General features: G+C 72.9%; 27 protein-coding genes and 3 tRNA genes. 16 read left to right on the top strand and 14 right to left on the bottom strand.

Annotated elements, in window-relative coordinates; genetic code table 11:
- Positions 1–39: 39 nt before the first annotated feature.
- From E1264_RS21720 to E1264_RS21710, 3 genes are all read right to left on the bottom strand, one after another.
- Positions 40–939, bottom strand: a complete 900-nt coding sequence (locus tag E1264_RS21720) for an MHYT domain-containing protein (protein WP_132176344.1) — start codon at positions 937–939, stop codon at positions 40–42.
- A 237-nt stretch (positions 940–1,176) separates the two neighbouring features.
- Complete coding sequence (locus E1264_RS21715; protein WP_132176342.1) at positions 1,177–1,575, bottom strand: NUDIX domain-containing protein; 399 nt, start codon at positions 1,573–1,575, stop codon at positions 1,177–1,179.
- A gap of 5 nt (positions 1,576–1,580) precedes the next feature.
- Positions 1,581–2,396 (bottom strand): SAM-dependent chlorinase/fluorinase, encoded by an 816-nt coding sequence (locus E1264_RS21710; protein WP_132176340.1) that lies wholly within the window; start codon positions 2,394–2,396, stop codon positions 1,581–1,583.
- Between the two features lie 38 nt (positions 2,397–2,434).
- On the opposite strand from E1264_RS21710, the gene E1264_RS21705 reads away from it, so the two are divergent.
- A complete protein-coding gene (locus E1264_RS21705; protein WP_279491133.1) occupies positions 2,435–3,346 on the top strand; it encodes a LysR family transcriptional regulator in 912 nt (303 codons plus the stop codon).
- An 11-nt stretch (positions 3,347–3,357) separates the two neighbouring features.
- On the opposite strand, the gene E1264_RS21700 is transcribed toward E1264_RS21705, so the two are convergent.
- The 5 genes from E1264_RS21700 to E1264_RS21680 form a co-directional block, all read right to left on the bottom strand.
- Entirely contained in the window at positions 3,358–3,756 is a 399-nt protein-coding gene (locus E1264_RS21700; protein WP_132176336.1) for a RidA family protein, read from the bottom strand.
- 112 nt (positions 3,757–3,868) lie between these two features.
- Positions 3,869–4,174: a DUF202 domain-containing protein gene (locus E1264_RS21695; protein WP_132176334.1), complete on the bottom strand. Its 306-nt coding sequence runs from the start codon at positions 4,172–4,174 to the stop codon at positions 3,869–3,871.
- Complete coding sequence (locus tag E1264_RS21690; protein WP_132176332.1) at positions 4,171–4,560, bottom strand: DUF202 domain-containing protein; 390 nt, start codon at positions 4,558–4,560, stop codon at positions 4,171–4,173. The genes E1264_RS21695 and E1264_RS21690 overlap by 4 nt, the downstream gene beginning before the upstream one ends.
- Before the next feature lie 119 nt (positions 4,561–4,679).
- On the bottom strand, positions 4,680–5,309 hold the full coding sequence (locus E1264_RS21685; RefSeq protein ID WP_132176330.1) for a MerR family transcriptional regulator: 630 nt from the start codon (positions 5,307–5,309) through the stop codon (positions 4,680–4,682).
- 144 nt (positions 5,310–5,453) lie between these two features.
- Positions 5,454–6,173, bottom strand: a complete 720-nt coding sequence (locus tag E1264_RS21680; protein ID WP_132176328.1) for an IclR family transcriptional regulator — start codon at positions 6,171–6,173, stop codon at positions 5,454–5,456.
- Positions 6,174–6,256: 83 nt separating this feature from the next.
- Here E1264_RS21680 and leuC point away from each other — a divergent pair, with 83 nt between their 5' ends.
- The 4 genes from leuC to E1264_RS21660 all read left to right on the top strand — a co-directional run bounded on the left by leuC (position 6,257) and on the right by E1264_RS21660 (position 9,088).
- Positions 6,257–7,708, top strand: coding sequence for a 3-isopropylmalate dehydratase large subunit (leuC, locus tag E1264_RS21675; protein ID WP_132176326.1), 1,452 nt, complete (start codon positions 6,257–6,259; stop codon positions 7,706–7,708).
- A gap of 8 nt (positions 7,709–7,716) precedes the next feature.
- A complete protein-coding gene (gene leuD, locus E1264_RS21670; RefSeq protein ID WP_132176324.1) occupies positions 7,717–8,304 on the top strand; it encodes a 3-isopropylmalate dehydratase small subunit in 588 nt (195 codons plus the stop codon).
- A gap of 158 nt (positions 8,305–8,462) precedes the next feature.
- The gene (locus E1264_RS21665; protein WP_243711077.1) at positions 8,463–8,651 is read left to right on the top strand and encodes a hypothetical protein; all 189 of its coding nucleotides are present in this window, start codon (positions 8,463–8,465) and stop codon (positions 8,649–8,651) included.
- A 158-nt stretch (positions 8,652–8,809) separates the two neighbouring features.
- Positions 8,810–9,088, top strand: coding sequence for an HU family DNA-binding protein (locus E1264_RS21660; RefSeq protein WP_132176320.1), 279 nt, complete (start codon positions 8,810–8,812; stop codon positions 9,086–9,088).
- Positions 9,089–9,264: 176 nt separating this feature from the next.
- Here E1264_RS21660 and E1264_RS21655 read toward each other — a convergent pair whose 3' ends face one another.
- Together E1264_RS21655 and cofC are read right to left on the bottom strand one after the other, a co-directional pair.
- The gene (locus E1264_RS21655) at positions 9,265–9,462 is read right to left on the bottom strand and encodes a hypothetical protein (protein WP_132176318.1); all 198 of its coding nucleotides are present in this window, start codon (positions 9,460–9,462) and stop codon (positions 9,265–9,267) included.
- 27 nt (positions 9,463–9,489) lie between these two features.
- Positions 9,490–10,152, bottom strand: a complete 663-nt coding sequence (gene cofC / locus E1264_RS21650) for a 2-phospho-L-lactate guanylyltransferase (RefSeq protein ID WP_132176316.1) — start codon at positions 10,150–10,152, stop codon at positions 9,490–9,492.
- Positions 10,153–10,235: 83 nt separating this feature from the next.
- Between cofC and E1264_RS21645 the strand changes: the two genes are divergently transcribed.
- The 3 genes from E1264_RS21645 to E1264_RS21635 all read left to right on the top strand — a co-directional run bounded on the left by E1264_RS21645 (position 10,236) and on the right by E1264_RS21635 (position 13,231).
- A complete protein-coding gene (locus tag E1264_RS21645; RefSeq protein WP_207936067.1) occupies positions 10,236–11,039 on the top strand; it encodes a lysophospholipid acyltransferase family protein in 804 nt (267 codons plus the stop codon).
- Positions 11,040–11,056: 17 nt separating this feature from the next.
- Positions 11,057–12,046: an NAD(P)H-dependent glycerol-3-phosphate dehydrogenase gene (locus E1264_RS21640; protein WP_132176346.1), complete on the top strand. Its 990-nt coding sequence runs from the start codon at positions 11,057–11,059 to the stop codon at positions 12,044–12,046.
- Between the two features lie 63 nt (positions 12,047–12,109).
- On the top strand, positions 12,110–13,231 hold the full coding sequence (locus E1264_RS21635; RefSeq protein ID WP_132176312.1) for a D-alanine--D-alanine ligase family protein: 1,122 nt from the start codon (positions 12,110–12,112) through the stop codon (positions 13,229–13,231).
- A gap of 21 nt (positions 13,232–13,252) precedes the next feature.
- Here E1264_RS21635 and E1264_RS21630 read toward each other — a convergent pair whose 3' ends face one another.
- Entirely contained in the window at positions 13,253–15,193 is a 1,941-nt protein-coding gene (locus tag E1264_RS21630) for a beta-propeller domain-containing protein (RefSeq protein ID WP_165964290.1), read from the bottom strand.
- Between the two features lie 157 nt (positions 15,194–15,350).
- Positions 15,351–16,778, bottom strand: a complete 1,428-nt coding sequence (locus E1264_RS21625) for an MFS transporter (protein WP_132176308.1) — start codon at positions 16,776–16,778, stop codon at positions 15,351–15,353.
- A gap of 183 nt (positions 16,779–16,961) precedes the next feature.
- Between E1264_RS21625 and E1264_RS21620 the strand changes: the two genes are divergently transcribed.
- From E1264_RS21620 to E1264_RS21600, 6 genes are all read left to right on the top strand, one after another.
- Positions 16,962–18,407 carry a protein kinase gene (locus E1264_RS21620; protein ID WP_165964289.1) on the top strand — a complete coding sequence of 482 codons (1,446 nt, stop codon included), beginning with the start codon at positions 16,962–16,964 and terminating at the stop codon, positions 18,405–18,407.
- Between the two features lie 222 nt (positions 18,408–18,629).
- Positions 18,630–18,703: transfer RNA gene (locus E1264_RS21615), tRNA-Leu, on the top strand.
- Positions 18,704–18,708: 5 nt separating this feature from the next.
- A tRNA-Leu gene (locus E1264_RS21610) sits at positions 18,709–18,781 on the top strand.
- A 52-nt stretch (positions 18,782–18,833) separates the two neighbouring features.
- Positions 18,834–18,918, top strand: a tRNA-Tyr gene (locus E1264_RS43555).
- Positions 18,919–19,003: 85 nt separating this feature from the next.
- Positions 19,004–19,645 (top strand): hypothetical protein, encoded by a 642-nt coding sequence (locus tag E1264_RS21605; protein WP_132176304.1) that lies wholly within the window; start codon positions 19,004–19,006, stop codon positions 19,643–19,645.
- A 3-nt stretch (positions 19,646–19,648) separates the two neighbouring features.
- Positions 19,649–20,590, top strand: a complete 942-nt coding sequence (locus tag E1264_RS21600; RefSeq protein WP_132176302.1) for a hypothetical protein — start codon at positions 19,649–19,651, stop codon at positions 20,588–20,590.
- A gap of 30 nt (positions 20,591–20,620) precedes the next feature.
- Here the strand turns inward: E1264_RS21600 and E1264_RS21595 are convergent, their stop codons facing one another.
- Positions 20,621–21,082, bottom strand: a complete 462-nt coding sequence (locus tag E1264_RS21595) for a DUF3515 domain-containing protein (protein WP_243711076.1) — start codon at positions 21,080–21,082, stop codon at positions 20,621–20,623.
- Positions 21,069–21,302 (bottom strand): Lrp/AsnC ligand binding domain-containing protein, encoded by a 234-nt coding sequence (locus E1264_RS21590; RefSeq protein WP_131967567.1) that lies wholly within the window; start codon positions 21,300–21,302, stop codon positions 21,069–21,071. Before E1264_RS21590 ends, E1264_RS21595 begins: the two co-directional genes overlap by 14 nt.
- A 166-nt stretch (positions 21,303–21,468) precedes the next feature.
- Here E1264_RS21590 and E1264_RS21585 point away from each other — a divergent pair, with 166 nt between their 5' ends.
- Both E1264_RS21585 and E1264_RS21580 read left to right on the top strand, forming a co-directional pair.
- A complete protein-coding gene (locus E1264_RS21585) occupies positions 21,469–22,389 on the top strand; it encodes a thiamine-phosphate kinase (RefSeq protein ID WP_132176298.1) in 921 nt (306 codons plus the stop codon).
- Positions 22,390–22,489: 100 nt separating this feature from the next.
- Positions 22,490–22,702: hypothetical protein (locus tag E1264_RS21580; protein ID WP_165964288.1), on the top strand; the 213-nt coding region annotated here is incomplete at its 3' end.

Genomic DNA, 22,702 nt, shown 5'->3' with positions numbered 1-22,702 from the left:
CGGTACCGCCCCGGGCGTACGGGACGACCCTGAGGCGGACTAAGGGGCGTACTCGCGACCGGCGCCGTCAGTGCCCGGGCCGCCGTCGAACCATTCGCCGGTGGAGCGGGTCCGCGGCGGTTCGACCGGCCCCGGCGGCATGGTCGGCGGATGGGGCGCTCCTCCGGCCTCCCGCGCCCGGATCCGTTCCCGCAGCGCCGCCTCGACGCGCAGCTCGTCCTCGGTCGGGGCCATCGCGATGATCGCCAGCAGGATGATCGACATCACGCCGATGCCGCCGATGAGCGGCATCAGGAAGTCGGTGGCGGCCGCCCCGGTGGGCGCCGCCATGTCCTCGTGGACGGTGACGCGCATCGCCGCCATGCCGGTGTAGTGCATGCCGGTCACCGCGACACCCATGATCAGCGCGGCCCCGGCGGTCGCCCATCCGCCCCGGATGCTCAGCGCGAACCAGAGCGCCACGGAGGCCGCCACCACGGCGATCACCACCGACAGCGCCACCAGGCCCGCCCGGTAGTCGACGTGCCCGGACATGTTCATGGCCGCCATGCCCATGTAGTGCATGCTCGCCACGCCGAGCCCCATGATGACGCCGCCGGTCACGATCGAGCCGGGGCCGGCGACCCGGAAACCGACGATGAACAGCCCGATCGCGACCACCACGATGGCGACGGCGCAGCTCAGCATCGTGAGAGGCACGTCGTAGCGGATCTCGGCGCCCGGGACGCTGAAGCCGAGCATCGCGATGAAGTGCATCACCCAGATCCCGGTTCCGCCGATCGCCAGCGCCGCGAGGATCAGCCACAGCCCGCGCGAGCGGCTGGCGGAGCCCCGCGCCCGCGCGGTGCACAGCAGTCCGAGCAGGGAACCTGTGACGGACAGGACGTAGGCCAGGACGGGCGTCAGCAGCCCGTAGGAAAAGTGATGGACCTCCGCCATGTGACCCCCCGGAATCTCCTGCGGCGCGACCGGCGGCACAGCCTAGCCGGATGAATTACGCAAACCGGTGATGCGCGCCAGAAATGGCCATTTTCGGGCAGCGTGTCGCCCGATCGATGGCGTCGCGCGTCGTCAGGGCATCGAACCGGAGGCCGTCGATGATGTTGGGACGGTCGAGGCACGAGTGACGGGCCCTGAGGCGGCGGCGCCGTCCGGGCGAGTCGGTCGCGGCGCCGGTCAGGCGAGGAGGCCGTGGCGGTCGGCCAGGTCGAGGGCGGCCTGGGCGGCGGGTGCGAGGAGATGGCGTTCGCGCCGTCCGACGTAGCGGTACTCGTCCACCTCGCCGGCCGCCGCCATCGCGCCCCGGTAGGACGCCGTGAAGCACGCCATGCGCACGTGGGCGTACGCGGGCTGGTCGTGGGCCGGTGCGCGGATGACGCCGAGCTTCTGGAAGGACGTCCGGTCGAGCTCCAGGCCGAGCTCCTCGCGGACCTCCCTGGACAGCGCCGACCAGTCGTCCTCGCCCGGCTCGCGCTTACCTCCCGGGAGGTAGAGGAGGTCGCGGCCGCGCGAGCGGACGGCGAGCATCCGCCCGTCCGACACCTGGATCCACGCGACGACGTCGAGTTCTGCCACGGCGGTCAGTCCGCCCGCCGGAGCGTGACGGCGCCCGGCTCGCGGAGCCCGAAGCGGCCGGCGGCGGAGCCCTGGTTGACCGCCAGGCCCAGCCGCCCGGACGAGTCGACCCACACCAGCGGCTCGCCGGGCGCGACCCCGCCGAACGTCTCCTCGAACGTGACCCGCACCGCCCGCCCGCCGCCCGGCCAGGACAGCTCCAGAGGCGTGCCGTACTCCAGCGGGCCGAACGCGGCGTCCAGCTCGTCCGGGGCGGCGTTCAGGACGAGGCTGCCGAAGCGGTCGGTGTACAGGATCGGGGCGGTCACCGCGCCGGGCGCGACGGCGGGGGACGGGACGTCCAGCGGCAGCGGCTCGGCGGGCGGGCCCAGTTCGGCCACGTCCACGCCCATGGCGATGTGCGCGGCGGCGGGGGAGAAGATGTCGCGACCGTGGAACGACGCCGACACGGCGGGCAGCCGGTACGCCGCGTTCTCCAGGACGTGCGCCCGCACGACGCCGCCCAGCGCTTCCGCCGCCGGGACGAGCAGGCCGTTGTCGGGGCCGACCAGCACGTCACCGCGCCCGGTCTCGACCGCGACGGGTAGCCGCCGCGTGCCGACGCCCGGGTCGACGATCCCGACGTGCACGCCGACCGGAACGTAGGGCAGCGCCTGCCGGAGCAGCATCGCGCCCTCGGCGACCGCGTACGGCGTGATCTCGTCGGACAGGACGAGCACCGTCGCCGCCGGGGCGATGGAGTACACGACGCCCGCGCAGATACCGGTGTAGGCGGCGCCGAAATCGGTGGCGAGGCTGACGAACGGCCGGCTCCCGGGCATGCGCCGACCCTATCCGGCGTGCACGTATGCTCCGGGACGTGCGCGCCGAAGCCCTTGATCCCGTCCTGCTGCGGACGTTCGTCGCCGTCGCCGACCTCGGCTCGTTCACCGCCGCCGCGGCGGCCGAGGGCTACACGCAGTCCGCCGTCTCCCGGCAGATCGCGGCGCTGGAGGACGTGTGCGGCGTGGAGCTGTTCGCGCGCGGCGCGCGAGGCGTCCGGCCCACTCCGGCGGGGGAGTACCTGCTGCCGCACGCGCGCGGGCTCCTCGACCGGCTCGCCGACACCGCCCGCGCGCTCGACGGGCTGCGCCGCCTCGACACCGGGACGCTGCGGCTCGGCGCGTTCCCCACGGCGAACGCCGCGCTGGTGCCGCGCGCGCTCGCCCGGTTCCGGGCCCGGCATCCGGGCGTCCGGCCGCTGCTGCGCGAGGGCATGACCGAGCGGCTGCTGCCGATGCTGGAGGCGGGCGACCTCGACATCGCCGTGGTCAGCACGCACAAGCACCCGTCCATCGACGCCGACGACCTGGTCACCCTCGCCGACGACGCGCTCCTCGTCGCGCTGCCCAGCACCCATCCGCTCGCCGCGCACCGCCGCGTCTCGCTCGCCGACCTGGCGGACGAGCCGTGGATCGTCGCCGACGACCCCGAGGCGGTCGCCACCATGCGCGCCCGCTGCGAGGTCGCCGGGTTCGTGCCGGAGACGCCGATCAGGGCCGCCGAGTGGATCTCCAAGCTGGGCCTGGTCGCGGAGGGGTTCGGCGTCACGCTCGTCCCGGCGCTCGCCGCCGCGGCGGTGGCGCGGGACGGCGTCGTCCTGCGCGGCGTGGCCCCCGATCAGCCGCGCAGGACGGTCTACGCCGCGGTCGGGCGGCACGCGCGCAGGTCCCCGGCCGTCACCGCGTTCCTGGCGGACCTGCGCGACGTGGCCGGAGAACTCCGCCCCTGAAAACGGGCGGGCTAGGCGCCCGGCACGGCGACGAGCTCGACCTCCAGCAGCGCGTCCGGGTGGAACAGGCGTGACACCTCGACCGTCGTGCTGACCGGGCGGTGGTCCTTGAGGAACGGCTCCCGGCCCGCGACGTAGTCGGAAAGCAGGTCGATGTCCGTGACGAACGTCTGGATCTTGACGATGTCGGCGAAGCCCGCCCCGTGCGCGGCGAGGATCTTCCCGATGTAGCCGAACGTAACCTCGGCCTGGCGCTTCATGTCGCCCGGCGCGTCGATCCTGCCGTCCTCGTCCAGAGCGACCTGCCCCGACACGTACAGCAGCGGGCCCGGCGTCACCAGCGCGGTGTGCGAGTAGACGGGCCGCGGCGGCGGAGGGACGCTCCCGGGATTGTCGAACGTGACGCGCATCCGTGAATTCCTTTTCGATATGTCTGACCGTGATTGGCGCTACGACGCTAAGCGCCATCAGGCCATGACACCAGCGAAGACTCCGCATGGTGGCCATGCGCGCCCGGCATGGCTACAGGGCGAGGAGCACGGCCGTCACGGCGAGCAGGATCGTCAGCGCGGTGGCGAGCAGGACGGAGGCGGGGTCGGCCGCGCCGCCGCCCTCGGGCAGGCGGCGCCGGCGGTGGTGGAAGCTCGCCCGGCTCCGCCGCAGCTGCAGCGCCGCGCCGCCGCAGACGACGGCCGCCGCGACTGCGGCCCCGGGCACCGACGGCGCGAGCCGCACGCACAGCAGTCCAGCGGCGACTAAAGCGAGCGTGGTGCGCGACCAGGCCAGCGCGGTCCGCTCGGGCTGCGCGCCCGGATCCCACAGCCTCATCGGGTCGCCAGGACGGCCACCAGCAGGACGAGCGCGGCGGCCGCCAGCCCGTACGCCATGATCGGGGCGAGCGCGGGCGGCGGGAGCGTCTCGGCGCGGCGCAGGGCGCGCTCGGTGCGCAGCCAGCGGCGGAACGCGAGCGCGGCGACCAGGGCCCCGGCCCCGGCGAAGCCGACGGCGAGGACGTGCCGCAGCGGCGCCTCGACCAGGTCGTCGGCGAGCGCCAGCCCGATGCCGGCGGCGATCAGCGCCAGCGCCGTCCGGATCCAGGCGAGGAAGGTGCGCTCGTTGGCGAGCGAGAAGCGCGGGTCGGGGTCGCTGCCCTCGGCCAGCAGGCGATCGGCCCACCTGCCACTGCGGGACTTCGGGGACTGGGTGGCGGTCATCGTCCATTCATGTTAGGCGACGGGTGCACATGCCTTACCGCCGGGTATATGAATGGCAATTCCGACTTGTCATCCCGGAATTGGTGACGAGACCGCAGGTCGGGTGGGGCGCGGGCCGGTCAGGATTTGCCGAAGCGGCGGGACGAGGCGTCCTCTTGCGCGAGCCGGTGCAGGGCCGTCAGAACCTGCTCGTACAGGACGGTCGACACCAAAAGCGAATGGACGGTCCGGGCGCGGGGCGTCCCGGCGGCGACGCGGCCGATCTCGTGCTCGGCGACGTCCCGCGCGGCGTTCACGTAGGGGCGCAGGTCGCGGAGGGTGATCGGGAAGCCGAGGCGGCGCAGCGCCACGAACGTGTGGGCGAGCAGGTCGCGGGCGGGGGCGCGGTCGCCGACGTCCCAGCCGAGCTCGCGGACGAGGGCGTCGACGTCTTCGCGGGCGGCGCGCCAGTGCGGGTCGTGCGGCGCGGCGACGTGCGGGCCGATCGCGTGCTGGGTGGTGGCGAACAGGTCGTGCAGGGTGACGCGGTCGTCCTCGATCGCGGCGATGATCTGCTGGATCGCCGACACGGGCAGGTCGCCGACCTCGCGCAGCGCGCTGATCAGCCGCAGCCGTTCCAGATGGCGGCCGTCGTACTCCGACCGCGTCGCGCTCACCGCCGAGCCCTTCGGGAGCAGGCCCTCCCGGATGTAGAACTTGATCGTCTGGACCGTCAGGCCGCTCCGATCGCTGAGCTCGGAGATCTGCACCGTCGAACCCCCCTTTGCCGGAGGTTAACGCTATCGAGGGCGAGCAATTAGATACCGGCACTATCCAATGGGTGTCCGAGTTATGGGGGAACGTCGGGTCAGGTCAGGGCCTTGTGGAGCACTCGGGCGGGGTCGCGGGACGGGTCAGGAGGCGGTGCGGCGCATGCCGTCGGAGATCTTCTCGGCGGCGGCGGCGACCGGGCCCGCGTGGAGGCGCCCGGGGGAGCGGGTGAGGCGTTCGAGCGGTCCGGACACCGAGACGGCGGCGATCACCCGTCCGGCGGCGCCGCGGATCGGGGCGGAGACCGACCCGACGCCCTGCTCGCGCTCGCCGACGCTCTGTGCCCAGCCGCGCCGCCGGACCGACGCCAGCGTGGCCGCCTCGAACTTCGCCCCGCGCAGCCCGCGGTGCAGCCGGTCGGGCTCCTCCCAGGCCAGCAGGACCTGCGCGGCCGACCCCGCCGTCATCGGCAGCGCCGCGCCGACCGGGATCGTGTCGCGAAGGCCGCTGGTGCGCTCCGCCGAGGCCACGCAGACCCGGACGTCCCCCTGCCGCCGGAACAGCGAGGCGCTCTCGCCCGTCAGGTCGCGGAGCTGGGCCAGCACCGGCTGGGCGATCGCGAGGAGGCGGTCCTCGCCGGCCGCGACCGCCAGCTCGGCGAGCCGCGGGCCCAGGATGAAACGCCCTTGCATGTCCCGGTGGACGAGACGATGGTGCTCCAGCGCGACGGCCAGCCGGTGGGCGGTGGGACGGGCCAGCCCGGTCGTCTGGACCAGCTGCGCGAGCGACGCGGGGCCCGCTTCCAGCGCGTTCAGAACGAGAACGGCTTTGTCCAGTACGCCGACTCCGCTAGAGTTGTCCATGCCTTGATATTGCCGTCTCGTTATTTGAGATGCAAGTCGGAGAAGGCGACCAGACGACCGTCACACAGCGAGGTGGGAGAGCGATGGGCCGAACACTGGCCGAGAAGGTGTACGACGCGCATGTCGTACGGCGCGCCGAGGGCGAGCCCGATCTCCTCTACATCGACCTGCACCTGGTGCACGAGGTCACCAGCCCGCAGGCGTTCGACGGGCTGCGGATGGCGGGCCGCCCCGTCCGCCGCCCCGACCTCACCATCGCCACCGAGGACCACAACGTCCCGACGACGGACCTGCTCAAGCCCATCGCCGACCCGGTGTCGCGCACCCAGGTCGAGACGCTGCGCAAGAACTGCTCCGACTTCGGCGTCCGGCTGCACCCGATGGGCGACGACGGGCAGGGCATCGTCCACGTCATCGGGCCGCAGCTCGGCCTCACCCAGCCCGGCATGACCGTCGTGTGCGGCGACTCGCACACCTCCACGCACGGCGCGTTCGGCGCGCTCGCGTTCGGCATCGGCACCAGCGAGGTCGAGCACGTCCTCGCCACCCAGACGCTGCCGCAGATCCAGCCGAAGACCATGGCCGTCACCGTGAACGGCGCGCTGCCCGAGGGCGTCACCGCCAAGGACCTCATCCTCGCGGTCATCGCGCGGATCGGCACCGGCGGCGGCCAGGGCCACATCATCGAGTACCGCGGCGAGGCGATCCGGTCGCTGTCGATGGAGGGCCGGATGACGGTCTGCAACATGTCCATCGAGGCGGGCGCCCGCGCCGGGATGATCGCGCCGGACGAGACCACATTCGAGTACCTCAAGGGCCGCCCGCACGCCCCGTCCGGGGACGACTGGGACAAGGCCGTCGAGTACTGGACGTCCCTGCGCACCGACGACGACGCGGTCTTCGACAAGGAGGTCGTGATCGACGCGGCCGAGCTGACGCCGTTCGTCACCTGGGGCACCAACCCGGGCCAGGGGCTGCCGCTCGGCGAGTCCGTGCCCGACCCCGCGTCCTTCGACGACCCGGTCCAGCGGCAGAGCGCCGAGCGCGCCCTGGAGTACATGGGCCTCACGGCCGGGACGCCGCTGCGCGACATCGCCGTCGACACCGTCTTCGTCGGCTCCTGCACCAACGGCCGCATCGAGGACCTGCGCGCCGTCGCGGGCGTCCTGAAGGGCCGCAAGGTCGCCGACGGCGTCCGCATGCTGGTCGTCCCCGGCTCCATGAGGGTCAAGAAGCAGGCCGAGGAGGAGGGCCTGGACGAGGTCATCACCGCGTCCGGCGCCGAATGGCGCGAGGCGGGCTGCTCCATGTGCCTGGCGATGAACCCCGACAAGCTCACGCCCGGCGAGCGCAGCGCGTCCACGTCCAACCGCAACTTCGAGGGCCGGCAGGGACCCGGCGGCCGCACCCACCTGGTGTCGCCCGCCGTCGCCGCCGCCACCGCCGTCACCGGCCGCCTGACCGCCCCCCAAGACCTCGGCGAAGCCGCCGGGGGGTCTGGGGGGTCGTCCCCCCAGAACGACACCGACCTGTAAGGAAACCGATGGAAGCGTTCACCACCTACACCGGGCGCGGCGTCCCGCTGCGCCGCAGCAACGTCGACACCGACCAGATCATCCCGGCCGTCTGGCTGAAGCAGGTCAGCCGCACCGGGTTCGACAAGGGCCTGTTCTCCTCCTGGCGCGAGGACCCGGACTTCGTGCTGAACCAGCCGCGGCACGACGGCGCGGGCGTCCTGGTCGCCGGGCCCGACTTCGGCACCGGGTCGTCCCGCGAGCACGCCGTCTGGGCGCTGCAGCAGTACGGCTTCCGCGTCGTCATCGCGCCGCGCTTCGGCGACATCTTCCGCAACAACTCCACGAAGATGGGCCTGCTGCCCGTCGTCCTCACCGGCGAGCAGGTCGACGACCTCCAGACGCGCATCGAGAAGGACCCCGCGCTGGAGATCACCGTCGACCTGGAGAACCGCGAGGTCCGCTGGGACGGCGTCACCGCCGCGTTCGAGATCGACGACTACACCCGCTGGCGCCTCATGGAGGGCCTGGACGACATCGGCCTCACCCTCCGCCACGCCGACGCGATCACCGATTTCGAGGCCACCCGCCGCCCCTGGTTCCCCACGACCGTGTAGGGCGTTGGTATAGGCCGTTCACGGCTTTTTCGGCCCCGGGTGGACGGACGGGAACCGCGACCAGGGAGAATTCTCCTAGTGCGAAGACCCGTTCGACCGTTCGGAGGCATGTATTGAGCACGGTCCCGTGGATCGGGCCGGAGTTTGACGACCCTGCGTTGACGCAGCTAGCGCGGCAGTTGCGTGACGCTCACCGGGCCGTCGCGCCGCTGCCCGCGCCGTCCCGCCGGCGGCTGATCCGCCATCTGCTGTCGATCACCGACCTGGCGAAAAGGGACCCCGAACTGGCCGCCCGCAGGCTGGAGACGTTCCTCGCCGATTTCCACGAGACCCCCGACGTCGGTTAGCGTGCCCAGTGGCCGGATCCGGTCCGGTCACCCGGCGAGACGGGGGCGAGGCCGACAAAAACGCCAGCGACACGCCAACTCGTGCGTGCAGGTGATTGTGTCCATGCCTGGGGTCCCTTAGTTTCGTTCGGGCAAGGGGGGAACTAGAGGAGTAACCCATGAACAAGCGTGAGCTGGTCGACGCCATCTCTGACCAACTGGGCAGCAAGAAGGCCGCAGCCGAGGCCGTCGACGCCATCCTGGACGCGATCCAGACCGCCGTCGCGAAGGGCGACAAGGTCGCGATCACCGGGTTCGGTTCGTTCGAGAAGGCCGACCGGCCTGCCCGTACGGCCCGCAATCCCGCAACGGGCAAGACCATCCAGGTTCCCGCGACGTCCGTGCCGAAGTTCAAGGCCGGCGCCGACTTCAAGAACCGGGTGGCCGGAAAGGCGTAGCGTCACCCGACAGCGCCCGCGTCCGTCCTGAAGACGGACCGGGCGCTGTCGCATGTCCGCCCCCTTCCGAGGAATGCATCAGCCGGGTCACGGGTCGTGCGGCCGGAGGCGCCCAGCGCCGGAGGTCGCACGACCGACCGGCTCGTGACGGGGGTTCCAGGGGGTCGCCCCCTGGGCTAACAGGGGAACGTGGAAAGCGTCACGAGCGAGATGCGGTCGTCGTCCATCGCGAGGTTCACGCGCTGGCCGAAGCGCAGCAGCCGCAGGCCGCCGGCCGCGAACGCGTCCGCGTCGAAGGGCAGCTCCGTCCCGTCGTCGAGCAGCACGCTGCCCGAGCGGGTCTCCGCGTCGTACTCCTTCACCGTGCCTTGCATAACCGAACCATAGGCATACCCCGGGCTCTAGGCGAGCGCGGGGAGTTCGGCGGCGACGGCGGCGGTCCGGGGCCCGGCGCCGAGCGCGAGCGCCGCGCGGAGGTCGTCGAGGGTGTCCACGTCGCGGCGGACGGTGTCGGTGCCCGGCAGCAGGAGCTCGCGGGCGCCGCGGGCGCGGTGCGCGGCACGGGAGTCGGCGCCGAAGGCGGGCGAGAACGGGACGCCCGGACGGGTCGTGTACAGGGTCGTTCCGGTGCCCGCCGCGTCCGGCACGAACGCCTCGGGCGAGCGGGCGGCCGCGTCCAGGACGCGTGCCAGTTCAAGGGGGCGCAAAGCGGGCAGATCGGCTGACAGCGCGCCGACGCCCGCGTCCACGCCCGCCTCCGCGGCGAACTCGCGGCCGCGGCGGGCGCCGTAGCCGAGCGCCGGGTTCAGGCCCGCGTCCGGGACGTCGGGCACGACGCGCGCGCCGAGCGCGGCGAGCTCGGCGGCGGGAAGGGGGTCGTCGGTGACGACGATCACGGTGCGAACCCGGTCACAGCGCAGCGCGGCGGCGACCGTGTCGGCCGCCACCGCCAGCGCGAGCCGCTCGCGGTGCGGGCCCGCGGCGGCGGACATGCGGGTCTTCGCGCGGGCCAGCACCTTGACCGGCACGACGAGCGACCACTGGAGAAGGTCTGCGGTAGACATGGCAACTCGACACTATGCGCACGCAACCGCGACACTTGGGTGAACCCTGCGTTCACGTTGGATGGATGAGGAGGAGACGAGCCATGGGCCACGCGTATTCGCCGGGCTGGCGGAAGCTCACCATCGTCATCCTGCGGCCGCTGCTGTCCGGGCTGCTGAAACGTGACTGGCGGGGCCGCGGCAACGTGCCGGGGGAGGGCGGCGTCATCATCGCCGCCAACCACATCTCCGAAGCCGACCCGCTCGCGCTCGCGCACTTCGTCTGCGCGTCCGGGCGCTACCCCGTCTACCTGGCCAAGTCGACGCTGTTCGACGTGCGGTTCATCAAGAGCGTGCTGCGCGGCACCGGCCAGATCCCCGTCTACCGCGACCACGACGACGCGTCCCTCGTCCTCAAGGACGCCGAGCAGGCCCTGCTGGACGGCGAGTGCCTGGTCGTCTACCCGGAAGGCAGCTGCACCCGCGACCCCGACCTGTGGCCCATGACCGGGCAGACAGGGGTGGCGCGGCTGGCGCTGAAGACGGGCGCGAAGGTCGTCCCCGTGGCGAACTGGGGCGCGCACGAGCTGATGCCGTACACGAAGGCCGAGCAGACGGGCCTCGCGGGAAGCCTGAAGAAGGGGTTCCACCCGTTCCCGCGCAAGACGATGAAGGTCGTCGCGGGGCCGCCCGTCGACCTGTCGGCGTACGAGGGGCGCCCGCTCAGCCGGGAGACGCTGCGCGCCGCCACCGACGCCATCATGGCCGCCATCACCGGGCTGCTCGGCGACCTGCGCGGCCAGGAGCCGCCGAAGGACCGCTACGACCACCACCGCGTCCTGGACGAGCGCCGCCGCGCGGCGGCGACCGTGCCCGACCCGGCGGAAACGAAGGCGGACGGCTCGTGACGTTCCGCACCGCGGTCATGGGGGCCGGGTCCTGGGGGACGACGTTCACCAAGCTGCTGCACGACGCGGGCGGCGAGGTCGTCCTGTGGGGCCGGCGCCCCGAGGTCGTCGAGGCCGTGAACGAGCGGCACGAGAACCCCGACTACCTGCCCGGCGTCACGCTGCCGGAGACCGTCCGCGCGACGCTCGACCCGGCCGAGGCGCTCCGGGGCGCCGATTTCGTCGCGCTGGCCGTCCCGGCGCAGACGCTCCGGCAGAACCTCTCCGCGTGGGTGCCGCTGCTGCCGCCGGACGCGGTGCTCGTCAGCCTGATGAAGGGCGTCGAGATCGGCACGTCCCGGCGGATGTCGGAGGTCATCTGCGAGGTCGCGGACGTGCCCGAGGAGCGCGTCGCCGTGTTCTGCGGCCCCAACCTGGCCCGCGAAGTGGCGGGCGGGGAGCCCGGCGCGGCCGTCGCCGCCTGCGCGAACGAGGACGCCGCGCGACGCCTCCAGGCGGCGACGATGACGCCGTACTTCCGCGTCTACACCACCACCGACGTGGTCGGCTGCGAGCTGGGCGGCGCGGTGAAGAACATCGTCGCGCTGTGCGTGGGCATGTCGGTCGGGCTCGGGTTCGGCGCCAGCACGCAGGCGCTGCTGATGACCCGCGGGCTCGCCGAGATCGCCCGGCTCGGCGCCGCGCTCGGCGCCGACGAGCACACCTTCGCCGGGCTCGCCGGGATGGGCGACCTCGTCGGGACGTGCATGTCGCCGCTGTCGCGCAACCGCACGTTCGGCGAGAACCTGGGCCGCGGCATGACGCTGGACGAGGTCGTCGCCGTCACCAAGCAGACCGCGGAGGGCGTCAAGTCGTCCGAGGCGGTGCTGGAGCTGGCCCGCAAGCACAACGTCGAGATGCCGATCACCGAGGCCGTCACCGCCGTCCTGCACCACGGCATGCCGATCAAGGAGGCGGCGATCTCGCTGATCTCCCGGTCCCCGAAGCCGGAACGGTACGGGGTCTGACATGATCGCCGCGCCCGGGCGCTCGTGGCCGATCCCGGCTGATCAACGGTAGGGTCGGGCCTCATGTCCCAGGCTTCAAAGATCCGCGTGGCCGTGGTCTTCGGCGGTCGCAGCTCCGAGCACGCGATCTCCTGCGTCACCGCGGGGGCCGTCATGGCCGCCATCGACCGGGACCGGTACGAGGTGGTGCCGATCGGCATCGCCCGCGACGGCCGCTGGGTGCTGCCGCCCGGCGACCTGCGGCTCGCGATCGAGGACGGCCGGCTGCCCGAGGTGCCCGGGTCCGGCGGCGTCCTCGCGCTGCCGTTCGACCCCGACAGCCGCGGCCTGATGGTCGTCGAGCAGGGCAAGGTCCCCGAACGGCTCGGCGACGTCGACGTCGTCCTGCCGCTGCTGCACGGCCCCTACGGCGAGGACGGCACCATCCAGGGCCTCCTCGACCTGGCGGGCGTCCGGTACGTCGGGGCCGGGGTCCTGGCCAGCGCGGTCGGCATGGACAAGGGGTTCATGAAGCTCGTCTGGCAGGCGCAGGACCTGCCCGTCGGCCCGTACGTCCTGGTCGGCGACCGGGAGTGGCGGCGCGAGCGCAAGCGCAAGATAGACGAGATCAAGGAGCTGGGCCTCCGGGACGGGCGGCCCGTGTTCGTCAAGCCGTCCCGCGCCGGGTCCAGCATGGGCATCAGCCGCGTCACCGACGAGGCCGGCCTGGAGGCCGCCGTGGACGCGGCCCGCGAGCACGACCCGAAGGTCATCGTGGAGGCCGCCATCGACGGCCGCGAGATCGAGTGCGGCGTGCTGCAGGGCCTCGACGACGGCCCCGCCGAGGCGAGCCTGCCCGCCGAGGTGCTGATGGCGGGCGGCCACGACTTCTACGACTTCGAGACCAAGTACCTCGACGGCGCCACCAGCATGGCCATCCCGCCGGACCTGCCGCCCGCCGCGATCGAGGAGGTCCGCCGCCTCGCCGTCCGCGCGTTCGACGCCCTCGACTGCGAGGGGCTCGCCCGCGTCGACTTCTTCCACACGCCGGACGGCCGCTGGATCCTCAACGAGATCAACACCATGCCCGGCTTCACGCCCGCGTCGGCGTTCCCGCAGATGTGGGCCGCGACCGGCCTCGACTACCCGGCGCTGGTCGACCGCCTGATCCAGACGGCCCTGCACCGCCCGACCGGTCTGCGCTAGCCGCTCGGCGACCGGCCTGCGCTAGTCGAAGGCGAGCCAGGCGCGTTCCTTCAGGTCGGCGATGCCCGTCGCGCGGGCGCCGGCGTCGGAGATCGTCCAGAGCGTGTCGCCCACGATCAGCGACCGCCGGATCGACCGCCCGTACCCGTCGTCCTCCGGATGGGTCACGGCGCCCAGCCGGCGCACCTTGTCACCCTCGACCTTGAGGACGATGGCCTCACCGCCACCGTCCCGCTGGTCGGTTGCGGGGATGACCGTGAGACCCGTCGCGGGCCAGTACAGGAACGCGTGCGGCTCGAACTCGGCGGCGGCGTTGGCCCCCGGAAGCCGATAGACGTCGAGCCGCCGCGGAGCGGACTTCACGTCGAAGAGCGAGACCTGCAGCCCGAGCCTCCGCCCGGACGTGTCGGCGTCCTGCCCGACGCCGAGGAGCCGTCCGTCGCCGACCGGATGCAGGTAGGCGGAGTAGCCGGGGATCTTCAGCTCGCCGGTGCGGCGGGGCCGGCGCGGGTCGGCCAGGTCGAGCACGTACAGCGGGTCGACCTGCCGGAACGTGACGACGTACGCGGCCGGGCCGATGAACCGGACGGAGTAGATCCGCTCGCCCTTGCCGAGGCCGTCGACGCGTCCGATCTCGTCGAGCCGGTCGCCGCGCCGCGCCAGCACGTACACCGCGCTCTGCGACGACCGGTCGCCCGGGTCGAACCGGCTGGTGGTCGTGGCCAGCCGCAGGTTCCCGCCGTGCTCCGACATCGAGTACTGGTTGAGCAGGTCGCCCTTCACCGAGCCGGACGCCACATAGCGGGGACGCCCCTTGCCGCCGACGTCGAACTTGTAGACATCGGTGCGCTGCTCGGGAGGCTTGGCCGACGACCTTCTCGGCATCGGGACGAACGGCTGCGGGGGAGTGCCGGTGACGTAGAGGCTCTTCCCGTTGCCGTAGACGGTCGACCCCTCGGCGGTGACGGCGATGGCCTGCGGATCGCCCAGCCCCTGCGCCAGATCGAACGTCAGAACGCTCAGCATGGACGACCCGGCATACGACGCCGGACGGCTGACCTGGTCACAGGGCGGCTGGTACTTCTTCCCGGCGCCGCCGTTCCCAGCGTCCACCTGGAACGAGGGCAGCCAGGCGTCGAGCGGCGCCTTCATCACGGCCGCCCGGTTCGCCTTGACGGCCTCGTCCTCATCCTTCCGGCGATCGGTCCGGCCGTCGCCGCTCCACGGGTCCCGGGTCGGGAAGTCGATCCGCGGCCTGGACCGCATCACGACCCGCACCGTGGAGCCGCTCTGCCGCGCGTCCATGTAGTCGGCCTCGGTCGTCATCGTCCCGACGACCTTCGGTGCGCCGGAGATGTCGATCAGCGTCAACCGCGTCGACGACGCAGGCCGGGCCGGCTTGGCCGAGCTCTCCATCCCCGGCATCGACGGCCGCCCGTACGGGATCATCATCGTGCGCTGCGTCATCACGAGCACGCGGTCACCGCTCAGCAGCATCTGGCCGCCGCCGTCCGGGCCGAAACCCCGCGGGCCGGGGATGTCGAGCGTGTGGGTGATCTTGCGGGTGGCGGGGTCGATGACCTGGAGCTCGCCGTCCGCGAGCGTCACGATCCGGCGCCCGTCGGTCTTGACGAGGTCGGGCTCGTCCGCGCCCGCCTCATGGGAGTTGGTCGTGGAGTGCTGCGGAGGCGCACCCTGCCCGCCGCCGGGCGCCTGGGCGGCCTGCGGCCCCTTCCGCGTGGCGGTGTCACCCTCGGGCACCGCGAACATCGGGGACCCGTCGCTCAGCCCGTAGGGCCCGACCTTGCCGGCCGTCGCCTTGCGCAGGCCGTCCAGGAGGGCGTCGCACCCGTCGTAGGCCACGAGCCGCATCGGCGGCGCTGGAAGCGGCGGGTCATCGGGGCCGGACGACCCGCTGCAGCCGGTGGACCCGGCGAGCACCGCTACGGTCGCGACCGACACGAAGGAGCGTCCACGCATTGACATTGGACGCCCGCCGCGCCCCTCAGGTTCCCCCCGGATACCGACTTTTCGCCATACCGCCACCGCCGGCTGAGGCTTCGGAGCCGAGAGGAAAGGTGCCGTGCCCGGACGGGGTGTCCGGGCACGGCGTGGTCGTTCAGCGGATGCTCGCGGTCGGTTCTTCGGTCTTCTGGGGTTGCGGGGCCGGGCGGGTTCGGTGGGTGAGGAATGCCAGCGCGGCTCCGGCCAGGGCGATGATCGCGGCGCCGGTGAAGGCGGCCTGGAAGCCGTCCGTGAGGATGGGCAGGTCGCCCAGCCTGTCGGCGCCCTGCGACGTGGCGACCGCGGTCATGGCGGCGAGGCCGATCGCGGAGCCGACCTGGTAGGTGGTGTTGACGATGCCGGAGGCCAGGCCGCCCTGCTCCGGTGCGACGGACCCGATGGCGGCCATCGTCGCCGGGATGAAGACCAGCGACATTCCGACGGCGGAGACCAGCGAGCCGGGCAGGACGTCCGCGGCGAACGACCCCCCGGGGCTCACGGTGGAGAGCATCGCCAGCCCGGCGGCGAGGACGACCAGGCCCGTGACGATGAGCGGCTTGGTGCCGAAGCGGGTGATGAGCCGTCCGGTGACGCCGACCATCAGCACCGTCATCAGCGCCGTCATCGGAAGCAGGGCCGCGCCGCTGGGGAACGCCCCGTAGCCGAGGACCTGCTGCAGGTAGAGGTTCAGGAAGTACCACATCGGGATCCACACGGCGCCGAGGACGATCATCGACGCGTTCGCGGCGGCGAGGTTCGGCGTCCGCCAGATCGACAGCGGCATCAGCGGGGAGCGCAGCAGCCGCTGGATCCCCGTGAAGGCCGCCAGCAGCAGGACGGCGCCGCCCAGCTGGAGCACGGTGGCGGGGGCGTCCCAGCCGCGCTCGGGCGCCTGGACGATCGCGTAGACGGCGAGGCCGAGACCGGCGGTGACCGCGAGCGCGCCGAGGACGTCCAGGCCCGTGCGGCGTCCCGGGACGGGCGGCAGCAGCGACGGGACCAGCGCCAGCGTGGCCAGGCCGATCGGGACGTAGATGATGAAGATCCACGGCCAGCTCAGCCATTCGGTGATGACGCCGCCGAGGAAGACGCCCGCGGTGCCGCCGGCCGGGGCCGCGGCGCCGTAGAACGCCATCGCCTTGGCCAGCTCCCTCGGACGCGCCGAGAAGAGGACCATGAGGAGCGTGAGCGCGGCGGGCGCGATCAGCGCGGAGCCGACGCCCTGGACGGCGCGTCCGGTGAGCTCCGCGGCGGTGCCGTCGGCGGCCGCCGCGATCACCGAGCCGGCGATCAGCACGGCCCATCCGGCGGCGAAGACGCGGCGGGCGCCGAGCAGGTCCGACAGCTTGCCGCCGAGGAGCAGCAGGCCGCCGAACGCGACGACGTAGGCGTTGAAGACCCACTGCAGCCCGCCCTGGCTGAAGCCGAGGTCGCGCTGCATGTCGGGGAGGGCCACGCCGATGATCGAGGTGTCCATGATGACCATGAACTGCGCGGTGGCGAGCACGGCCAGCGCCCACCAGCGCCGAGGGTCCGGAGACATGGGACGTCCAATCGTCGAGGTCGAATACCCCTAGGGGGTACTTATCAGCGACGGTAACATATACCCCCAAGGGGTGTATTCCCGGGTAGGGGCGCCGATGGCGCGCCGGTCGGGCTTCGGCGGCGGGAAGCGGCCGGATGTGCCAGGCTTGGGGGGCTGTAATCCACCCCGAGGAGAATGTCCGTGTCGCATGGCGACCTGCCGGAACGCATCGGCCCGTACCGGGTCGTGGACCGGCTCGGCGAGGGCGGGATGGGCACGGTGTACGCCGGGCTCGACGGGTCGGGACGCAAGGTCGCCATCAAGGTGATCCGGCGCGAGTTCGCCGCCGACCGGCAGTACCGCGCGCGGTTCGAGGCGGAGGTCGCGGCGGCGCAGCGGGTCCGGCCGTTCTGCACGGCGCCCGTCCTGGACGCCGACCCCGGCGCCGACCCGCCCTACCTGGTCACCGAGTTCGTGAACGGGCCGAGCCTGGACGCGGCCGTGGCCGCGGACGGCGCGCTGCGCGGCGCCGACCTGGAGGCCGTCGCGGTCGGGATCGCGACCGCGCTGACCGCCATCCACGACGCCGGCGTCGTCCACCGCGACCTGAAGCCCGCCAACGTGGTGCTGTCCACCTTCGGCCCGCGGGTCATCGACTTCGGCATCGCCCGCTCCCTGGACGGGACGCGCCTCACCGCGACCGGCGGCATCGTCGGCACGCCCGCGTTCATGGCCCCCGAGCAGCTCGACGGGCGCGGCGCGACACCGGCGTCCGACGTGTTCGCCTGGGGCGCGACCGTGGCGTTCGCCGCGCGCGGCGGCCCGTGCTTCGGCGGCACCTCGATCCCGGCGATCATCCACCAGATCATCAGCGGCGACCCGGACCTGAGCGGGCTGGACGGCTCGCTCCTCGACGCCGTCCGCTCGGCGCTCGCCAAGGACCCGGCGCGGCGCCCGTCCGCCCAGTCCCTCCTGGACGGGCTCATCTCCAGCGGCGTCCGGCAGCCCGCGCCGACCGGCGACCACCCCCGCCCACAGCGCCCCGCGCAGCACCAGACGCAGCCACGCGTCCAGCAGCAGACGCAAGGGTCCGTCCAGACTCCGCCGCCGGCGCTCGCCGTGGGGGAGGCGGAGGCGCTGGTCGAGCGGCAGTACCGGCAGGCCGCCCAGGCCGGTGACCCGGCCGCGATGCGCAACCTCGCCATGCTGCTGCACGGGCAGGGCCGCACGGCCGAGGCGGAGACGTGGAGCCGGTACGCCGACGCGATCGCCGCCCGCGGCGCCGCCTACCGGCGGCCCGAGGGCTACACCGGCTACCCGACGCCGCCGCCGTCCGGCCACCAGTACCAGGTCGCCGCGCACCATCCGCAGGCCGCGCATCACCCGCAGGCAGCGCATAATCCGCACGCCAAACCGCCCATGAACAGCCTCGCGATCTACGCGGTGTCCATGGGCGCGGTCGGGCTGATCACCTGCGGGCTCCCGTCCATTCCGGCGATCATCGCGGGGCACATGGCGTGGGCGCGGCTGCGGCGCTCCGGCGAGCGCGGGATGGGGCTCGCGGTGACCGGGATCGCGCTCGGCTGGGTCATGGTCGCCTTCTGGGCGCTCGTCGCCTTCGGCGCGGCCCTCCCGGACGAGACCTGACCCGCCGGAAAATGCGTTGCGGCGGTTTCCGGGCCGCTGGCACTGTGGACGACGTCAGCCCGTCCAAGACACGAGGCTTCTGAGAGGAGGACCGGCCATGGCTCTTGAGCAGTATCGACTTCGACTGCCCTCGGCGTCGCACGCCCGCCCCGGCCGGTATCCCGTCTCCTGACGACCCCCCGGTTGAGCCGCCGCGAGTGACGCCACCTCGCGAATCTTCTCGCGGCTCTACTCCAACAGGCAGAGAGGCCACTCTCAGGAAGTGGACGTTCCGGGTTCGACTCCCGGGAGCCGCACGCATGCCTCCGTAGTCCAACGGCAGAGACGGCAGCATGAGGTGCTGTGCGATGGGGGTTCGAATCCCTCCGGAGGTACGACGTGGCCGCATGGCGGTCGCGTGACGCGGGCCGTGGTGGCCCGTTGCCCGAGGCGGCGCCGACGTTCGGAGAGTCGGGTCCGGCTGTAACCCGGTTGCCCTCGCGCTGAGTGGGTTCGAATCCCACCCGCCTCACCGCGAACTCGCTCGGTTTCACGGTCGGACCTGGGGGAACCCATCGCGCATGCGCGGGGTCACCACGCGATGACGGGGGGCGAGCATGGGGTCTTGGCGAGGGCGCGCGGCCGGGGCGCTCATCCTGATGCTCTGCGCCGTGGCGTGCGGCGGCGGCAAGGACGAGGCGTCGCTAGCGACCACGCCGCTGCCGATGCAGCCGAGCGGCCTGGCCGTCGGCGGCGACGTCCAGCCCCAGGCGACGGACGTCGCGCAGACCCGCATCTCCGACGCGCAGCTGCAGGAGATCGCGGCGGCGTGCCGGGAGGCCGTCGAGATCACTGACGCGAGCGGCGACGCGTGCGCCCGGTCCATCAAGGAGCAGTTCAAGAACCGGCGGCCGTGCCGTCCGGACTCGCCCTGCATGATCGCGCACGAGACGAGTTCCAACCCGGCCGGGATCGTCGAGATCAAGGACAGCTCCAGGTGCGGCGGCGGGCAGGGGAACGTGTGCCTGCGGGTCGGCGTGAAGACCAGGACGGAGTTCTTCGACGTCGCCGCGACGCCCCCGCCCGAATCCGCGACCGGCGACGAGTCGCCGCCCGAGGGAACGGCGTCGCCGGATGGTGAGTCGCCCACGCCCGAGGGGCCGAGCGGCGGGTCAGAGATCACTCCCGACCCCCAACCGGACAGCCCGGAGGACGCCCCGCCCGAAGAGGACGACGGCCCGGGCCCCGCGGGATCCTGACCGATGTCCGAAGAGCCCACCGGGGCGCGCGCCGAAGCGCCCGACCGAGAACCGCCCGATACGGGGGCGGCGCCGGACGGTGGGCAGCGGGCGATCGGCCAGCTCGTCGAGATCGCCGGGCGGGTGCTCGCGTCCACCGGTGTGCTGACGGCGATCCTCTACTACTTCGGCTACGTGCGCGAGCGGGCCCTCTTCTCCTACTTCGGGATCGATCTCGGCACGGTCGGCTTCACGACGACGGACTACCTCGTGGTGAGCGCGGGCCCGGTGTTCTCCCCGCTGGCGTCGGTGATGGTGTTCGGCGTCGGCGCGCTCGTCGCCCATCACCTGCTCGTCCATCTGCTGCGCGGCGCGTCCCACCGGATGCGGGTGCTCGTGTGCCTGCTGCTCACGGCCCTGGCCTTCACCCTGCTCACGATCGGCGCCGTCAGCCTGCACCGGCACGCCGACGACGCGGTCAGCGGCCCCTACCTGTCGCCCGCGGCACTCGGCGGCGGGACCCTCCTGCTGGAGTACGTCGCCGAGGCCGCGACGCGCTACGGGGTGGCGCGGGGCGGATGGTCGGAGATCCTCGCCTCGACCCGTCCCGTCCGGCGGCTGATGCTCATCGCGCTCGCCCTGATCGCGGCCTTCTGGGCGACGGCCAACGCGGCGCAGGAGCACGGCATCGACGCGGCCCGCGCCATCGAGCTGTCGCTGCCCACCAGCCCGCAGGCGGTCGTCTACTCCCGGCAGCGCCTGCACATCACCGGATCCGGGGTCGCCGTCCTGCGGCTGGACGCCAAGGACGCCGCGTTCAGCTACCGCTACAACGGCCTGCGCACGCTCGCGCACGAGGGGGGCCGCTGGTTCCTGCTCCCCGTGGGCTGGACGCGCCACAACGGCGCGACGGTCATCCTGCTCCCCGACTCCACCAAGGACATCCGCGTCGACCTGGCGCCCTGACGACCCAGGACCGGGACCGGGGCGGCGAGATCAGATCTGGCCTTCGGGCTTCTGCGGGATCGTCGCCTCGATCACCGGGCCGAGCTCGATGAGGACGTCCCCGGCCGGGTTGTACTTGGGCGGGACGGTCACCTCGACGTACGCCTGGCGCGCGACGGCGGTGAACGTGACCGGACGGTCCACGGGCTGCCCGAACCAGTCGATCCGGTTGATCGTCACGAGCTGGGACGTGGGGTACAGCGTCGCGGGACGCGGCACGCCGCAGCGCAGCGCGATCGGCGGCGAACCCCAGGCGGCGGTCAGCGGTGAGCCGGGGGAGGTGTCGCGGCGCTGCTGCCCGTGCAGCTTCTCGGGGAGCCGCAGCCCCGCGCACAGGCGGCGGGTGGCGGCGTCCGGCTGCGGCACGGGCACCTGGACCGCCCCGTCGCCGCACGCGGCGAGCACCAGCGCCAGCCCGGCGGCCAGGAGGGGCGCGAGCCTAGATGTGGACAATCGGGCAGGTGAGAGTGCGGGTGATGCCCTCGACCGCCTGGATCTGGGCGACGACGAGCTTGCCGAGCTCGTCGACATTGCGCGCCTCCGCTCGGACGATCACGTCGTACGGTCCCGTGACGTCCTCCGCCAGCGTGACGCCCGTGATGCCGGATATGTGGCTTGCCACCTCGGCCGCCTTGCCGACTTCGGTCTGGATGAGGATGTAGGCCTGCACCATCACGTCCTCCCCGGGCGGAGAATCAACCGTCGGACGGTTCACCGTATCGTGTTACGCGCCGCCGCGCGTGGCCGGGGGCGGGCGCGTCCCGGGCGGCCGCGAACGGGACGGCCGGAACACGCGGGGAACACGGGGAGACACCGGGGGAACGGCGCGGATGGGGCGGATGGGCACGATCGGGGACGCGGGCGAGTTCGGGCTGATCGCCCGGCTGACGCGGCGGCTCCCGCAGGGGCCGGACGTGCGGCTCGGCCCCGGCGACGACGCGGCCGTGGTCGCCGCGCCGGACGGGCGTGTCGTGGCCACCACCGACCTTCTCGTGGAGGGCCGGCACTTCCGCCGCGACTGGTCGGGCCCGTACGACATCGGCCGCAAGGCCGCCGCGCAGAACCTCGCCGACGTCGTCGCGATGGGCGCCCGGCCCACGGCGCTGCTCGTCGGGTTCGCCGCCCCACCCGACACCGAGGCGGAATGGGCCGAACGGCTCTACGACGGGCTCGCCGACGAGTGCCGCGCGGCGGGAGCGTCCGTCGCGGGAGGCGATGTGGTCGGCGCGCCCGCCGTCATGCTCGCGGTCACCGCGCTCGGCGATCTGGGCGGCGCGGCGCCGCTCACCCGGTCCGGGGCGCGTCCGGGCGACGTCGTGGCCGTCAGGGGGCGGCTCGGCCACGCCGCCGCCGGGCTCGCGCTCCTCACCGAAGGACGCGACGGCCCCGCCGAGCTGATCGCTGCGCACCGCCGTCCGGAACCCCCGTACACGGCGGGGGAGGAGGCCCGCTCGCACGGCGCCACGGCGCTGCTGGACGTGAGCGACGGGCTCGTCCAGGACCTCGGGCACATCGCGGACGGGAGCGGCGTCCGGATCGAGATCGACTCGTCCGCCGTCCCCGTCGCGGAGATCCTCGGCCCGGACGGGCTGCGGCACGCGCTCACCGGAGGCGAGGACCACGCCTTCGCCGGAACCTTCCCGCCGGACGCCGTCCTGCCGCCGTCCTGGACGGTGATCGGACGCGCCCGCGAGGGGGCGGGAGTGCGCGTGGACGGCCGCGAGCCGCCGTCCGGCGCGTGGGATCATTTCCCGGCGTGAGACGCCGGGCACGGAGCGAGACCGCCCGTGCGGGTTAGGGCATCCTGTAGGCACGGTTGGTGCGGGTTTGGTATACATCCTCTGATCGAAGAGGGATGGGATGGGACGACACACCAGGCGCGAAGAACCGGACGACGAACCCGTACCGGACGCCACCGCGTCCCAGGGTGCGTACTACGGCGCTCCGCCGGGCACGTCCTTCGACGCCTTCTCCGGGCCGACCGACGACCGCGTCTACGTCTCGCCGCACGACCGGATCTCGACCGGCCCGCCGCCCGACACGGACCATCGCACGCACGGCCCGCCCCCGGAC

This window comes from Actinomadura sp. KC216 (genome assembly GCF_004348535.1).
Classification (GTDB): Bacteria; Actinomycetota; Actinomycetes; order Streptosporangiales; family Streptosporangiaceae; genus Spirillospora.
This window is presented reverse-complemented; position numbering and strand designations above follow the sequence as displayed.

Coding starts and splice junctions, on each gene's coding strand:
- E1264_RS21720 (WP_132176344.1), bottom strand. CDS start 939: ATGGCGGAGGTCCATCACTTTTCCTACGGGCTGCTGACGCCCGTCCTG.
- E1264_RS21710 (WP_132176340.1), bottom strand. CDS start 2,396: ATGCCCGGGAGCCGGCCGTTCGTCAGCCTCGCCACCGATTTCGGCGCC.
- E1264_RS21700 (WP_132176336.1), bottom strand. CDS start 3,756: ATGCGCGTCACGTTCGACAATCCCGGGAGCGTCCCTCCGCCGCCGCGG.
- E1264_RS21695 (WP_132176334.1), bottom strand. CDS start 4,174: ATGAGGCTGTGGGATCCGGGCGCGCAGCCCGAGCGGACCGCGCTGGCC.
- E1264_RS21690 (WP_132176332.1), bottom strand. CDS start 4,560: ATGACCGCCACCCAGTCCCCGAAGTCCCGCAGTGGCAGGTGGGCCGAT.
- E1264_RS21680 (WP_132176328.1), bottom strand. CDS start 6,173: ATGGACAACTCTAGCGGAGTCGGCGTACTGGACAAAGCCGTTCTCGTT.
- leuC (WP_132176326.1), top strand. CDS start 6,257: ATGGGCCGAACACTGGCCGAGAAGGTGTACGACGCGCATGTCGTACGG.
- leuD (WP_132176324.1), top strand. CDS start 7,717: ATGGAAGCGTTCACCACCTACACCGGGCGCGGCGTCCCGCTGCGCCGC.
- E1264_RS21660 (WP_132176320.1), top strand. CDS start 8,810: ATGAACAAGCGTGAGCTGGTCGACGCCATCTCTGACCAACTGGGCAGC.
- E1264_RS21655 (WP_132176318.1), bottom strand. CDS start 9,462: ATGCAAGGCACGGTGAAGGAGTACGACGCGGAGACCCGCTCGGGCAGC.
- cofC (WP_132176316.1), bottom strand. CDS start 10,152: ATGTCTACCGCAGACCTTCTCCAGTGGTCGCTCGTCGTGCCGGTCAAG.
- E1264_RS21645 (WP_207936067.1), top strand. CDS start 10,236: ATGGGCCACGCGTATTCGCCGGGCTGGCGGAAGCTCACCATCGTCATC.
- E1264_RS21640 (WP_132176346.1), top strand. CDS start 11,057: ATGGGGGCCGGGTCCTGGGGGACGACGTTCACCAAGCTGCTGCACGAC.
- E1264_RS21635 (WP_132176312.1), top strand. CDS start 12,110: ATGTCCCAGGCTTCAAAGATCCGCGTGGCCGTGGTCTTCGGCGGTCGC.
- E1264_RS21625 (WP_132176308.1), bottom strand. CDS start 16,778: ATGTCTCCGGACCCTCGGCGCTGGTGGGCGCTGGCCGTGCTCGCCACC.
- E1264_RS21605 (WP_132176304.1), top strand. CDS start 19,004: ATGGGGTCTTGGCGAGGGCGCGCGGCCGGGGCGCTCATCCTGATGCTC.
- E1264_RS21600 (WP_132176302.1), top strand. CDS start 19,649: ATGTCCGAAGAGCCCACCGGGGCGCGCGCCGAAGCGCCCGACCGAGAA.
- E1264_RS21590 (WP_131967567.1), bottom strand. CDS start 21,302: ATGGTGCAGGCCTACATCCTCATCCAGACCGAAGTCGGCAAGGCGGCC.
- E1264_RS21585 (WP_132176298.1), top strand. CDS start 21,469: ATGGGCACGATCGGGGACGCGGGCGAGTTCGGGCTGATCGCCCGGCTG.